The following is a 14,368-nucleotide window of genomic DNA, read 5'->3' on the forward strand; positions in this document are numbered from 1 at the left end:
TGTGCGAATTATCAGGGCCTGTTGACCTTTGATGTACGAATTTCGGTCTAAATGGAAGCCTTTTAATCGCGAAACAGTCCTGCAAGCCTAGTGGGCTAAGTTAAAGGGTACTGCGTTGAATGTTTTCGACTTAGAACCACGAAACCGTCAAACATCCGCCTTGTCTAGATGGCACAAAGACCGCTGCAAAAACGTACTAAAAAGGTCAACAGGCCCTAGTGCTGGAATACACTTTTCACACGTTGTGGCGTTTAGTAAACAATGAGAAGTACAAATGAAATCCATATCACTCCAAAAAAAGTTCATGCTTATCGTTGGCGGTAGCATAGCTTTGATGTTACTCATTACGGCGTTTTTCTTAGTCAATACCGTTGCAGATAACACCCGCAGTCGCGTAGAAAAAGAGCTTAAATCCTTAGTTGCACGTGAGGCTAATGACGTTGAAGGATTCTTCGCAACCTATGGCGGCGTTGCTAGAGCATTCCTAAGTAGTCCTTTTCTACAAGATTTTTTTACGCGCCATAACACGCGAGGGGCGCCCGAAAGCCAACTGACTCAATCCAAAGATATCTATGCCACATTTGAGGGCATCAGCAGTCAAGATCCCATTATTAAATCGGCGTTCTTTGGTTCAGCTAAGACGGGTGAATACTTCTATGAAGAGGGCCGAGTCGGCGTCGACACTTCGGGTCCTGATGCTGGCAATCCTAACGCCGGTTACTTTGCAACTAAGCGTCCGTGGTTTACTACTGCCGTTGAAAAAGGAAAGCTATATGTAACGCCTCCTGCTGTCGATTCCCAAGATGGAAGCGTATCTGCAGTAGTACAAACCCCGATATACAAAAATGGAGCGTTACTAGGCGTTGGCGGTGTCGATATTCTTATTAGCACGGTGGGTAAGGTCATAGATGCCATTCGTTATGAAGAACAAGGCACGGCGTTTTTACTCGATGAAAACCAAAACATTGTTTACTTTCCAAAACAGAGCAAAGCGTTGCCACTAAGCTCCTCTATTCGCAACTTTGACAGCGTGTTTGATAGCACTGAAGGGTTTGGCAAGTTGGCAAGTAATATAGCGGCTAATGAATCTGGTATTGTGCACGTAACCTGGAAGGGGGAAGACTATGTTGCGGTTTTTGAGCACGCTCAGTTAACTAACCCACAAATGAATTGGTCGCTGGGCATTCTTATCCCTGCAAGCATCATTGATAGCCCTATAAATAATGCAATTACTACGGCAATTATCGTCGCCTTTGTGATTATTGGATTAATAGCGCTTATTACTTATTTTGCGAGTGCTAAAGTCACTCAACCTTTGGTCGAAATGCGCAACGCAATGGCGGAAATAGCGCATGGCGACGGCGACTTAACCAAGCGTCTGGAAGTTAAGAGCAACGACGAAATCGGTGCGCTTGCCATAGAGTTTAATACCTTTACCGATAAACTAAGATCATTGCTAAAAGATACTGCCGCTAACACTAAGGCTGTTTCTGATGCAGCGGATCACCTTCGAGATGTGAGTCACGCGACTAGCAAGGAAATTAACCAAGAGCGTAGTCAGGTGGACAATGTGTCTACGGCAGTCACGCAGATGGCTGCTACCGTCGTTGAAATTTCAAAAAATGCGGCACAGTCCAGTGACGCTGCGACTAAAGCAGATGAATTGGTACAAGCCGGCAGTGAGCAAGTGCAAGATGCCATGAGGGAAATTCGCGCGCTGGCTGACGCCATCAGTCAGGGTGTTGAAGTTGTGGGCGGATTGAGCAAAGAGTCAGATAGCATCGGTGCTGTAGTCGATGTAATTAACAGCATTGCTGAACAAACTAATTTACTGGCATTAAACGCAGCCATTGAAGCGGCGAGAGCCGGTGAACAGGGGCGCGGCTTTGCCGTTGTTGCAGATGAAGTTCGCTCATTAGCAAGTCGTACACAAGAATCGACGACTGATATACGAAAAATGGTAGAGCGATTGCAGGCGATGTCTGAGCAGACCAACAGTGTTATGCAGGAAGGACAAACCCGTTCTCAATCTGGTGTCGATAAGACAGAGAAAGTGGTCGAAACGCTTAAAGACATTACCCAGTCTATAGGTTTGGTTCACGAGCAAAGTACTCACATAGCACTGGCGACCGAGCAGCAAACGGAGGTGGCGCAAGATATTAATAAGTCGCTCGTAGCTATCACTGGTTTAAGTGATAAAACTAGTCAGCATGCAGAAGAGTTAGCTGTGGAAGCTACGCAGCTAAGTGCCGTCTCTGGTGACTTAAAAGAATTGGTGGGGCAGTTTAAAATTTAGCGCCATTCATACCGTTAACCGCGCATAATGCGCGACAGTCTTTAATTAGAGCGTTGTCGCTTGCCAACATTGTTGGCAAGCGAATTATTTTATTCCCTAGTTTGACATAAGTTTTCCGAAATACAGTTTGGAACACCTATGGCTTGTGCGTTTGCGAAAGGGCAATGAAATCATCTACAAACCCCAATACGTCCTGCGCTTTTCTATGACCCAAGTACAGCGTTTTTGATACGCCTTGTTCACCAAGCGACCGACAAGTCAGGAGATCGCTTTCTTTTGATTCATCAATCAACCATTTAGGTAGCGCAGTAACACCACGTCCCGCTGCTACCATTTGTAAGATGATCTCTGTGGTTTCAATCGTTTTATGTTGCCTCACTGTGCAATTGGCAGGAGTAAGAAAATGCGTGAATACGTCCAGTCGACTGAGTTCTACGGGGTAGGTGATAAGGGTCTCATTGCTTAAGTCTTTCGGTGTAACAAATGGTTTCTCTGCCAAAGGGTGGTGCTTATCCATTACCAACACTTGTTCATATTCGAACACTGGCGTGTAGGTAATGGTTTCAAGTGAAAGAGGGTCTGGCGTGAGCAATATATCAATATCGTACCCGTGAAGCGCTTGTAAACCGCCAAAAGAGAACGCGCGGCGTACATCTACATCAACATCTGGAAAGGCTTTCAAAAAAGGCGCCACTACCTTGAGCAACCATTCAAAACACGGGTAGCACTCCATCCCAATACGTAATATGCCCTGTTTACCATCGGCGAATCTGCGTAATTGGGCTTCAGTATGCTCAAACTGGGGTAAAACTCGGTGAGCTAAGCCCAATACACTCTGACCCGCCTGAGTCAGCGTGAGTCTTCTGCCGTCTTTTTTCCAAAGCGGTACGTCAAAATGGGCTTCCAACTTTTTCATTGCGTGGCTTAACGCTGACTGGGTTAGAAAAAGCGATTTTGCCGCTTCTGTCATCGTGCCTTCAGCATCTATCGCTCTTACTATTCGTAAATGTTGTCTATCAATCATAATAAATTACAACCAGTTTAACGTTTTTGAAGAGGGCTTGGGGCAGCACTGACTATAGTCACGGCGTCCGACAGGCGAGTTTCAATTATCTCTTTTATGATAATTGATATTTCTCTAAAGGTCTTTCGTCCAGGCGCAGTGTTTCTCCACGCTAATGAGTGCTGACGCTCAATAGGCATATCGGCAATCTCACACACGTGTAATGCTTCAGGCTTGTGCAACTCAGAATGAATATAAAGCCCGGGTAGGAAGGCTACACCCATGCCCATTACCACCATTTGACGCAAAGTATCTAGGCTGGTGCCCTCATAATCTCGCTGTAAATCTGCCCCAATCTCATCGCAAATGCGCTGCACTTGATGATGAAAGTGATGTCGGTCTTCTAGTGTTAACACTTTCTCGCCGCTTATTTCTTCTGGCTTAACATAGGCTTTTCCTGACAATTTGTGATCAGAAGGCGTGACGAATTTTAAAGGCTCTTTGAAGAGTGGTTGCGTGATTAATTGAGAGTTTTCGCCTGAAAGTGGCGAAAGAATTAGGTCATATTCACCACGCAGTAGACCGTGTTGCAATGCGTTAGGGGCGCCTTCTCGAACATAGAAGCGCAAGCCGGGCTTCCGTTTGTGCAGATCTGGTAGCACAAAGGGAAGTAAATAAGGCCCTAGCGTTGGCGGTATCCCTAACCGGTAGGTTACAACTTCACCCTCGGACAAGTCTCGTGCAATTTCGCTGAACCGTTGAGAGGCCTGCAGCACCTCTTCCGCTGCATCAAGCAAGGCTTTACCTTGGGGAGATAACAGCGTTCCTGTGCGTGAACGTTCAAAAAGCGTTAGCCCTAAGAGGTTCTCTAGCGCACTGATCTGACTGGTCAGAGTAGGCTGACTAATTCCCAGTATTCCCGCTGCTTGCCTGAAGCTTAGGTATTTAGCCACTGCAACAAAATAGCGGATTTGGTTAATTGACGGGGTCTTTCCGTTGAATTGCATGGTGAAAATGGCTCTCTATTACTATGCTTATGGGTAGTGATACGTAAGCGGTGATAGTATTTAGCTATCGCGAGTTAGTATATTAAACTATTAATCTATCAGGTGAAACTGGCGTAATTACATAATCATTACAATTATTAAAAAATTGGGAGTTATATATGGATCACGTTATCTCAGGTGTTGCCAAATTCCAGAAAGAAGTTTACCCAAACAAAAAAGCTACGTTTCAAAAACTAGCTACTGGGCAGAACCCTGAAGTGCTTTTCATTACGTGCTCTGATTCACGTATCGACCCGAACTTAGTAACACAAACTGATCCGGGTGAGCTATTTATCTGCCGTAATGCGGGCAACATCGTACCTCCTCACAGCAACCAAACTGGTGGCATGACAGCGTCTATTGAATTTGCAGTTGCTGCACTGGGCGTTTCTCACATTGTTATTTGTGGCCATACTGACTGTGGTGCGATGAAAGGCGCCATCAACCCTGAAGGCTTAAGTGCGCTTCCGCATGTAAAAGAGTGGCTAGGTCATTGCCGTGTTGCAACTGAAGTTGTTAAAGAGCGCTGTGGCCATTCAGACCTTTCTATTGACGACCTAGAAGCGGTAACGAAAGAGAACGTTGTTCAGCAAATTCAGCACCTTCGTACTCACCCTGCTGTTGCTGCAAAAATTGCAACAGGTCAGGTTAAGCTCCACGGATGGGTTTATAACATTGGTTCAGGTGAAGTACTTTACTACAACACTGAGTCTGGTGAATTCGATGTAATGGACGAGTCAACTGCCGAAGCACAACTTGCTCGCGGTGAATAAGGTCTATAACTATGGTAAAAATTAACCTTTCAAACCTACGAGGCGATTTTACCGGCGGTTTAACAGCCGGTATCGTTGCTTTACCACTGGCGCTTGCACTTGGTGTAGCGTCAGGCTTAGGCCCAATGGCGGGTCTGTACGGTGCTATTGCGGTTGGCTTCTTTGCCGCACTTTTCGGTGGTACACCAGCACAGATTTCTGGTCCAACGGGGCCTATGGTTGTTGTTCTTGCAGGCTTGTTCGCAAGTCTATCAGGCGACGCCAGCCTTATATTCACAGCTGTGATATTGGCCGGTATATTCCAGATTGTTTTTGGTGTCCTTGGCGTTGGTCAATACATTCGCCTGGTGCCTTACCCGGTAATATCGGGCTTTATGTCGGGCATCGGTGCAATCATCATCATTCTTCAAATCGGCCGCTTGCTGGGCCATGAGCCGCCAGGCGGAACAATCGGCGCATTGACATATTTGCCAACCGCGCTTGCCGATATTGATTTTGCAACCTTGGCGTTAGGCCTTGGTACCTTGGTTATTGCCTACAAATGGCCACCGCAATTAGGCAAGTATGTGCCTGGCGCACTGGCTGCACTTATCATTGGCACGCTTGTAAGTTTAGCGCTGTCTGTGCCAATCCTTGGTGATATCCCGACGGGTTTACCTAGCCTTCACCTTCCAGTATTTGACCAAAGCAAAGCACTGCTTATTCTTGAAGCCGCGTTTATTCTAGCTGTGCTGGGAGCCATCGATAGTCTACTTACATCTCTTGTTGCTGATAACATGACGCGTACCCGTCACGATAGTAACAAAGAGCTAATCGGCCAAGGTATTGGTAATACATTTGCTGGTCTTATCGGCGGTATCGCAGGTGCAGGCGCAACGATGCGTACTGTTGTAAATATCCGAAGCGGTGGTAAGTACAACATATCAGGCATGGTACACGCGCTAGTTCTTCTAGCAATTGTGTTAGGTCTTAGCCCGCTAGCAGCGCAAATTCCTCACGCTGTTCTTGCTGGTATCTTGGTCAAAGTTGGCTTAGATATCATCGACTGGAGTTACTTGAAGCGCGCTCACAAAGGCCCACGTTGGGACTTCGGCCTAATGATTATGGTGCTTGCGCTAACGGTATTTGTAGATCTGATCACAGCAGTTGGTGTTGGCGTGGTATTCGCAGCATTAGCTTACGTTAAGCAAATCGCACAGCTGCAAATTGAAGAGCTTAAGAAAATCCCTGAGTCGTTAAACGACCCTAAAGAAAATGAGCTATTGGAATCTCTTAAAGACAAAGTATCAATCTTTAGTTTTGGCGGACCACTAAGCTTTGGTGCGGCTGCCGATTTGGGCCACCACGTTCGTGAGCGTGTGAAACCGGGTTCTAAAGTCACCATTTTAGATTTCTCGCGCGTTCCACTTATGGATGTTTCTGCTGCGATGGCAGTTGATACAGTTACCTCAGATGCACTAGCGGCAGGTCGTCAGCTGGTTATTTGTGGTGCTAATGCAGAAGTCAATAAGGTGCTTGAGGGCGTAAACGAAGCGCACCCAGGTATCCCCAACTTTGACACGCTACACGACGCCTTGCTTTACGCAGAAAAGCAAGTAGCCGGGACTGAAAGCAAAAACACCCGTTTTCAAGCCGCAACGCAGTCGTGAAGTAATATCAAGGTAAGATAAACCTTTCCCTTTTGGCCCTCCTTAGTGAGGGCTTTTTTGTGTCTGTTAGGCAAAGATTTCTTTGCTAAATTTCTGGGTCCGTTTATAGCTGGTGCGTGTTTACTTGGATGTCATTGAATAAACAAACATGGAAAATGTTTTATTAATTGATTGTTCAATTAAACTTAACGCTACTGTAACAATTCCTCCCTAGAGTAGTGAGTAAACATTACACAACTACTTTGGGAAACACATGAAAACACACAATAAACTCTCGTTAGCTGTACTTGCAGCACTTTCGTCTATGACTACACCTACAGTGGCGTGGGCAGAGGAAGCAGAGCGTGCTGACGAAGAGCGCATAGAAGAAATTACCGTTGTTGGGCGAAGCGTTTCTTACGCGAATAACGCAACGAGCGACGATATGTTTAAACAACAGGCTAATCTTAGCAGTGTGTTAGCCGCGGTTGATAACCTGCCGGGTGTGCTTATTAACGAAGGTGATACCTTTGGGGCTGATGACTGGTCAACGTCTATTGTTATTCGTGGCTTTCAAGTAAACCTAAACGAGCAGCAAATTGGCATGACGGTAGATGGCATCGCCAACGGTAACTCGAATTACGGTGGTGGCGCGAAAGCGAATCGCTATATCGATACCGAAAACGTAAAAGGCGTTGAAGTTTCTCAGGGTACGGCGGATATCGCTTCCCGTTCACACGAAGCCTTGGGCGGCACACTGAATTTCACCACCATTAACCCGTCTGCGGAGCAGGGCTTAATAACCAGTGTAACTGCGGGTTCATTTGATGCGTCAAAATACTATGTACGCTACGAAACAGGCGAAATCTTTAAAGATACTTACGCGTGGATAAGCCTTTCAAGTCAAGAAAGTTCTGACTTTATGCAGCAGGCAGCAGAGAACACCCGTGATCATTTAGCCATGAAGTTTATCTCTACCGTTAACGACGTGTCTCTTACAGGTTACCTGTCTTACGACGATACCCACGAAGATAACTACCAGCGCATATACGGGCTGGCGCAATATGAGCAAAATCCAGATTGGGACCAGTTAACTGACGAGTGGACAGGCGTGCCTTATCAAGATCAGGCGTATCGTCGAGGTTGGTCTACCCTACGCGAAAACCTTTTCGCTTATTTACAGGCTGACTTTACTATTGGCCAGGTCGATTTTATGACTAACGTGTATTATCACGACAATGAAGGACGCGGCGAATGGGTTCCACCCTATATTGTTGATATCACTGATGACGGAGCAGAAGGGCACTCAGAGCTTATTGTTGGAAATACGGTATTCGGTGGAGAGGAGCTGGGACAAATCTACTTTGTTGATAGACAAGGTAACCAGCTAAGCCCTATCGAGGGTTGTCAAAGCTCACTGACCTTCCCTTATGGTGGTGCAGGTGCAGAATATGACCCAGGCTGTCATGCGCAAGGCGCTATTCCCGTGGGCTCATATCGTCACACCCATTATGATAAAGAGCGTTTTGGCATTAATGCTGATGCTGTGTGGTACACCAAAATTGGTGATTTTGATAATACCGTACGTTTTGGTATTTGGTGGGAAGACTATGAGCGTGGCGAGTCTCGCGATTGGCATAAAATTACCAACTCGTCTATTAGCGTCGATTATGACAACGTGCCTTACTGGGTGCAGTACGACAGAACCTTCCCAGTTGATACCTTGATGTACTATGTGGAAGATGAGCTTGATCTAGGCTTTGCCCGCATTCGCGCTGGTGCCAAGAAGTTTAACGTAGATATCGAGAAAACGGACAACTTTGATTCAGCCAACAACTTAGCGGTCAATACTGACTCAGATACCTTATTCTCAGCCGGTATCGTTGCACCTTTACCCATTGAAGGAGTTGAAGTTTTCGCAGGTTACGGTGAGAACTTTGCGGCAATCAAAGATGCACAACTAGAGCGCAACGATACTGACCTTCGCTTTATAAAGCCAGAAACCGCTGACAACATTGACGTAGGTTTCCGCTACTCTTCACCTGGTTTCAATGCCAGCGTGACCTACTACAATATTGAGTTTAACGACCGTATTCAATTTACCAGTAACGAAACCTCAGAGGGTATAGACTTTCTTGAAGCAGCCGCGGGTGGATACAAAAACGTGGGCGGTATTGAGTCTAGCGGTTTTGAAATTTCAGCAGACATTATGCTAACCGAAGAGTTCTCGTTGTTCACTTCTATTACCTTAAGCGAGTCAGAATATGTTGCGACGGTAGGTAGTTCAGGTACGCAATACGATACACTTGACGATGCGCTGGCAGCCATCGCTGACCCTGAAAACCCTGAAGTGTCACTGGTAGCTATTGAAGGTAATACGGTTATCGGTACGCCTGACACTATGGCGGTAATTAGCCTTGATTGGGCACGCGATAACTACTTTGCAGGCCTGTCTACCAAGTACGTTGATAGCCGCTACCTGGATATTGATAATGCAGCACAAGTTGATGACTATATCGTTAGCGACTTCTATATTGGCGGCTTTATCGAAAACATTGGTTCAGGTGCTGAAGAGCTAGAAGTGCGTTTAACAGTAAACAACCTGTTTGATGAAGACTATGCGTCTACCATTGCACCAGGTGCATTTTGGATTGGCGCACCTCGCGCTGTTGCAGTCAACGCACGCTTAACCTTTTAATCGTGATATCATGCCTGCGGCGGCATTGTGCTGTCGCAGGTTATTTTTTAGATTTAAGGTTTGGAGTTGTAGCATGCCCAAGGTGGGAATGGAGCCAGTTCGCAAGAAGCAATTAATAGAAGCAACGCTAGAAGTGATGGCAGAAGTTGGCTATCACGGTACAACGATTAGCTTAATTAGTAGAAGAGCTGGGCTTTCTTCAGGGATAATTAGTCACTATTTTGGTGACAAGCAAGGTTTAATTGAAGCAACGATGCACCACCTTCTCGATGCGCTAAAAATCACGCAGCGTATTGACGATCCCCTAGAGCGGATAGATTTCATTATTGAAAATAACTTTTCACAAACGCAAGGGGCGAGTTCCGCCACCAATACCTGGTTTAACTTCTGGGCGTTGTCACTACACAACGAAGGCTTGCATCGTTTGCAGTGTATTAACCACAAACGCTTAGAGCGTAATTTAGCGTTTAGTTACCGCAAGCTACTTAAACCTGAGCAGGTCAAAAACGCCGCTGCGTCTACCGCTGCATTAATTGATGGGTATTGGCTTCGTTATTCCATGGGCAGTGTGGGTAACGGTGATTTTTCAGAAGCTGTAGCCCGTTGTAAGCAATACGTTCGCGATTTAGTTGCCCAATACGGAAGATAAATAAGCAAACGGAAGTTAAACAAGTACTCGCGGCTGGCGTATAAGTACCACCGAGCGAATACTTATTAGAAAAATAAAAAGGGCGGTTCGAGATAAGTCGAACCGCCCTTTTTAATTATCTACACTTTCTAAATGAGCTACATGATCTATGCGGACTGGTATTAGCTGGCGCCAGATACAAATCGCTATCCGGCGCGAGAGGCTAGCATGTGCTCACTAAGTGCTAAACTCAATGAGCTACCAAATTCTTACGCGCTCTTCTGGCGCAAGATAAAGTGCATCACCTGGTTTCACGTCAAACGCTTCATACCATGCATCATGGTTTCTTGGAGCTTGTGCACGATAACGACCTGGCGCGTGTGTACCTGCGCGAAGTTGATTCAGCATGCTTTCTTCAGTGCGTTTTTCTTTCCACACTTGTGCCCATGCAAGGAAGAAACGCTGATCGCCTGTTAGGCCGTCAATTACCGGCGCTTCTTTGCCGTTAAGGCTAAGTTTGTAGGCGTGGTAAGCCATGGCTAGACCACCCACGTCACCAATGTTTTCACCCAAGCTGTTGCGACCATTTACGAAGTTACCTTCGATAGGCTCGTACTGGCTGTATTGCTCGGCTAGCATATCCGCTTTTTCTTCAAACGCTGCGCGGTCAGCATCGGTCCACCAGTTGCGCTGAATACCGTTTGCATCTGACTTCGAGCCTTGATCGTCAAAACCATGTCCCATTTCGTGACCAATTACCGCACCGATTGCACCGTAGTTAACTGCTGCGTCGGCGTTTGGATCAAAGAATGGTGGTTGCAAAATAGCCGCTGGGAATACAATTTCATTGAACGAGCTATTGTAGTAGGCATTAACGCGCTGCGGTGTCATACCCCAGCGATTGCGATCTGTTTTCTCTAGCTCACGTTCTACCGATTGGTCTTGGAAGAATGTGCGTAGGTTTCGAACATTGCCTACTAAGTCTTTGTCGCTGATGGTTACGCCGTCGAAAGACTGCCATTCGTCTGGGTAGCCAATTTTAGGGTTAAATGCCATTAGCTTTTCTTTGGCATTTACCTTGGTTTCTTCGCTCATCCAGTCTAGGTTTTCAATACGCTCACCTAGTGCTGTACGCAAGTTCTCAACCAGCTCCGCCATCTGCTCTTTTGAGCTTTCTGGGAAGTATTCGTTTACGTAAATCTTGCCGATAGCAAAACCAAGTGACTCAGTACCAGACATTTGGCTCACTGCGCGTTTCCAACGAGGACGAGGCTCTTGCTGTCCGCTTAGTGTACGACCAAAGAAGTCAAAGTTGGCTAGGTAGATATCTTCAGAAAGGAAATCCGCATTGTTTGAAATAGTGTGATATTTCAAGTACGACTTCCAATCAGCGAGATCAGCTTCGTTAATAATTTTAATAACGTCTTTTACTGGCTCAGGCTGTGTAATATTTAGCTCAGGTACCTTATAACCGGTTTGAGCAAAATATGTATCCCAATCAAAGCCAGGGTACTCGTCAGACAGCTTGCTACGTTCAATCTGGTTAAGAGTAAGGTCGCGGTCACGGCGTTTTTCGCGAGGCCACTGAATTTCTGCAATTTGTGTTTCAAGGGCAAGAATATTCGCCGCTTTTTCAGCTGCGTTTTCTTCGCCTGCAAAATTTAGCATCTGCTCGATGTGCGCTACATAAGCTTCACGAATTTTAACAAAACGTTCGCTATCGCTCAGGTAGTAGTCGCGATCAGGAAGGCCTAAACCACCAACACCAACACTTAATTGGTATTCATTTGGGTCAAGGCGGTTGTACCACATACCGCCGCCAATTGGCGTGGTTGAGCCTACTAACCAGCTGTTACCAAATGCTTTGGTTAGGTCAGTTTTGTTTTCAATGCTATCGATAGACGTGAGTACGTCTTTAATTGGCTCAATACCTTTCTCGTTGATAGTATCGGTATCCATGTAAGCAACAAAAAAGTCGTGAACAAGCTTCTCTTCTGCATTAAGCGAAGACTTTTCCATTAGCCCATCAATGATGTTTTTAACTTGCTCTTCACTACGCTCTGCAAGACCCGTAAACGCGCCGTAGCGAGTTTTGTCAGCGGGCAGCTCGTAGTTGTCGTACCATGTACCGCTCGCGTACATGAAGAAGTCATCACCAGGTTTTACCGCTTCATTACGAGCGGTCAAGTCTATGCCAAAAGAGCCTAGTTCCGCTTCGCCCTTCATTTCTGGCGCTTCAACATTGCTGGTTTGTTCTTGGGCTTGTTCAGGCTGACCGCAACCAGCAAGTCCCAAAGATGCCGCAATCGCTACGGCAAGAAGTTTATATTTCATCGTTTTTCTCGTTGTGATTATAAGTGTCGTCGTTAGGTGCAGTGACACTCGTTGTTTTTAAAGTAGGCACAAATTCCTTGTTAAACGGTAAAGCATTCCGTGCCTGATTAAAATAGCTTGTGATATGCGGCGTTTCTCGCTGTAAAAAGTCTGCTACAGCTGTGTGAAACGACTCGTGTTGTAATTTGTGATGTGAACGGCAATAAATGGGCTCGAAGCCTCGAAGTATTTTATGTTCACCTTGGGTGCCGGGATTAAAAAGCGATAGCTTTTTCTCAATGGCAAATTCAATGCCTTCAAAATAACAGCAGGCAAAATGTAGCCCGTCTATTTCTTTCAGTGCTCCCCAGTATCTGCCATACAGTCCTGTCTCATCGTAGAAAAAGAGGGCGCTGGCTACTGCTACCTCATTCTCTACTGCCGTAACTATAAGCATGTTCTCGCTCATGCTCTCGACAAGCTGCTCAAAGAACGCATCATTCAAATATCCCACGTGACCGCTTCGTTTTAAATAGGTTGCTTTGTAACACTTTGTGAAAAACTGCAGTGTCTCTGGACTAATCTCATTGCCGGTATGATGGGTAAAGCGGACGCCTTGCTCGTTCAGTTTACGTCGACTTTTCTTGATATCTTTTCTTTTGCGGGAGGTAAGCGCGTTAAGAAAATCGTCGAAATCACCATAACCGTAGTTATGCCACTGAAACTGAACCGCGTATCGGGTCAGGTAACGGTTTAGCGTGTCGGATTGATCTCGAAGTTGTTCAATGGAAAAGTCATTTGGCTTGGGAGTACCGCTGCTGGTGATTTGAGCCGAGGTGCTTTCATTAGCAAATAGCCAATGAAAAGAAGATAAAGCCTCACCAAATACGGAATCTACATACGCTGTTAATGTATTTTCTAGTTCACTTAAAAGTGACGGAGTAAGCGCAATGTGCCCATCAGAAAGTAGTCTAGAGCCTGTTACGGGCGTGAAGGGGATGGCCGATATCCATTTAGGATAATAGTCGAGACCGTGCTGTGCATAAGCATTAGCCCATGCGTGGTCAAACACGTATTCACCGTAGCTGTGAGTTTTCAGGTAGCCGGGAATAACGAGATTAACAGCCCCATGCTGGCTCTGCGCTATAGCAATATGGCAAGGCTGCCACCCAGATTCATTGCTGCACGAGCCGCTGCGTTCTAGCGCATGTAAAAATTCATAAGAAACGAAAGGACCCGATTCTTTTGCGAGGTATTGCCAGCGCTCTTTAGAGATCTGTTCAATCGAATCTATTATTGTTATGCGATAGTTGGATGCTGTCATGCAGTTTACATCATGTAGAGGTTAAGTGCGTAAAACGCTAGATAGTCGCAATGTACGAGTAATTAACGCTAAAATAACGCGGTTTCTACGTTTAATACAGAAGAGTAAGTTTACAAAAATGTCAGAGTTCGACCGAAAAATCATTACCGACGCGATTACTCGCATGCTGGCACGACGAGAGCATAGCTTTAACGAGATTATGCGAAAGTTGCAGCAGAAGGGAATAGCGAGTGATGCTTTCATGCCTATTCTGGAGGAATTCAAAGATGCTGATATCCAAAGCGATGCTAGATTTGCAGAAAGCCGAGCTCGCGCACTGTATTTAAAAGGGAAGGGACCCCGCGCAATTAAATTAGACTTACAGCAATACGGTGTAGATGAAAGTACTGCAGAACACGCAATGAGAGAGATTGACGCTGACTGGTTTGAAAGTGCTAAAAAAGTAAAAGAGAAAAAGTTTGGCGAGTTTTATGAAACCGAATTCGCGTTGAGACAAAAGCAGAAACAATTTCTTCAATATCGTGGCTTTTACCAAGATCACATTGAATATGCGGTAAGCGCAAACGAATCTAGCTAAAACGGCTGGTTTATGCTCTTGTTTACCGACAAATAGATGCCGTTGGCGATTCGTTTTATGAATACTGGCTATTTTCGTCTAC

At 45.8% G+C, this 14,368-nt stretch carries 10 protein-coding genes; 6 read left to right on the forward strand and 4 right to left on the reverse strand.

Going from position 1 to position 14,368, the window contains the following annotated elements:
* Positions 1–274: 274 nt before the first annotated feature.
* A complete protein-coding gene (locus tag MASE_RS04965) occupies positions 275–2,296 on the forward strand; it encodes a methyl-accepting chemotaxis protein (RefSeq protein WP_014948661.1) in 2,022 nt (673 codons plus the stop codon).
* Between the two features lie 136 nt (positions 2,297–2,432).
* Here the strand turns inward: MASE_RS04965 and MASE_RS04970 are convergent, their stop codons facing one another.
* The gene (locus MASE_RS04970; protein ID WP_039223024.1) at positions 2,433–3,320 is read right to left on the reverse strand and encodes a LysR family transcriptional regulator; all 888 of its coding nucleotides are present in this window, start codon (positions 3,318–3,320) and stop codon (positions 2,433–2,435) included.
* Positions 3,321–3,337: 17 nt separating this feature from the next.
* Entirely contained in the window at positions 3,338–4,306 is a 969-nt protein-coding gene (locus MASE_RS04975; RefSeq protein ID WP_014948663.1) for a hydrogen peroxide-inducible genes activator, read from the reverse strand.
* A gap of 158 nt (positions 4,307–4,464) precedes the next feature.
* On the opposite strand from MASE_RS04975, the gene MASE_RS04980 reads away from it, so the two are divergent.
* The 4 genes from MASE_RS04980 to betI all read left to right on the forward strand — a co-directional run bounded on the left by MASE_RS04980 (position 4,465) and on the right by betI (position 10,093).
* Positions 4,465–5,118, forward strand: a complete 654-nt coding sequence (locus tag MASE_RS04980) for a carbonic anhydrase (protein WP_014948664.1) — start codon at positions 4,465–4,467, stop codon at positions 5,116–5,118.
* 11 nt (positions 5,119–5,129) lie between these two features.
* Positions 5,130–6,767: a SulP family inorganic anion transporter gene (locus MASE_RS04985; protein ID WP_014948665.1), complete on the forward strand. Its 1,638-nt coding sequence runs from the start codon at positions 5,130–5,132 to the stop codon at positions 6,765–6,767.
* A 253-nt stretch (positions 6,768–7,020) separates the two neighbouring features.
* A complete protein-coding gene (locus MASE_RS04990; protein ID WP_014948666.1) occupies positions 7,021–9,444 on the forward strand; it encodes a TonB-dependent receptor domain-containing protein in 2,424 nt (807 codons plus the stop codon).
* Positions 9,445–9,517: 73 nt separating this feature from the next.
* On the forward strand, positions 9,518–10,093 hold the full coding sequence (betI, locus tag MASE_RS04995) for a transcriptional regulator BetI (RefSeq protein WP_269719635.1): 576 nt from the start codon (positions 9,518–9,520) through the stop codon (positions 10,091–10,093).
* A gap of 237 nt (positions 10,094–10,330) precedes the next feature.
* Here the strand turns inward: betI and MASE_RS05000 are convergent, their stop codons facing one another.
* Together MASE_RS05000 and MASE_RS05005 are read right to left on the reverse strand one after the other, a co-directional pair.
* Positions 10,331–12,406: a M13 family metallopeptidase gene (locus tag MASE_RS05000; protein ID WP_014948668.1), complete on the reverse strand. Its 2,076-nt coding sequence runs from the start codon at positions 12,404–12,406 to the stop codon at positions 10,331–10,333.
* On the reverse strand, positions 12,396–13,709 hold the full coding sequence (locus MASE_RS05005; protein WP_014948669.1) for a GNAT family N-acetyltransferase: 1,314 nt from the start codon (positions 13,707–13,709) through the stop codon (positions 12,396–12,398). The genes MASE_RS05000 and MASE_RS05005 overlap by 11 nt, the downstream gene beginning before the upstream one ends.
* 118 nt (positions 13,710–13,827) lie before the next feature.
* On the opposite strand from MASE_RS05005, the gene MASE_RS05010 reads away from it, so the two are divergent.
* Entirely contained in the window at positions 13,828–14,286 is a 459-nt protein-coding gene (locus tag MASE_RS05010) for a regulatory protein RecX (RefSeq protein ID WP_014948670.1), read from the forward strand.
* The last annotated feature ends 82 nt before the right edge of the window (positions 14,287–14,368 follow it).

It is taken from the genome of Alteromonas macleodii ATCC 27126 (assembly GCF_000172635.2).
Taxonomy (GTDB): domain Bacteria; phylum Pseudomonadota; class Gammaproteobacteria; order Enterobacterales; family Alteromonadaceae; genus Alteromonas; species Alteromonas macleodii.

Coding starts and splice junctions, on each gene's coding strand:
- MASE_RS05005 (WP_014948669.1), bottom strand. CDS start 13,709: ATGACAGCATCCAACTATCGCATAACAATAATAGATTCGATTGAACAG.
- MASE_RS04990 (WP_014948666.1), top strand. CDS start 7,021: ATGAAAACACACAATAAACTCTCGTTAGCTGTACTTGCAGCACTTTCG.
- MASE_RS04965 (WP_014948661.1), top strand. CDS start 275: ATGAAATCCATATCACTCCAAAAAAAGTTCATGCTTATCGTTGGCGGT.
- betI (WP_269719635.1), top strand. CDS start 9,518: ATGCCCAAGGTGGGAATGGAGCCAGTTCGCAAGAAGCAATTAATAGAA.
- MASE_RS04980 (WP_014948664.1), top strand. CDS start 4,465: ATGGATCACGTTATCTCAGGTGTTGCCAAATTCCAGAAAGAAGTTTAC.
- MASE_RS05010 (WP_014948670.1), top strand. CDS start 13,828: ATGTCAGAGTTCGACCGAAAAATCATTACCGACGCGATTACTCGCATG.
- MASE_RS04975 (WP_014948663.1), bottom strand. CDS start 4,306: ATGCAATTCAACGGAAAGACCCCGTCAATTAACCAAATCCGCTATTTT.
- MASE_RS04970 (WP_039223024.1), bottom strand. CDS start 3,320: ATGATTGATAGACAACATTTACGAATAGTAAGAGCGATAGATGCTGAA.
- MASE_RS04985 (WP_014948665.1), top strand. CDS start 5,130: ATGGTAAAAATTAACCTTTCAAACCTACGAGGCGATTTTACCGGCGGT.
- MASE_RS05000 (WP_014948668.1), bottom strand. CDS start 12,406: ATGAAATATAAACTTCTTGCCGTAGCGATTGCGGCATCTTTGGGACTT.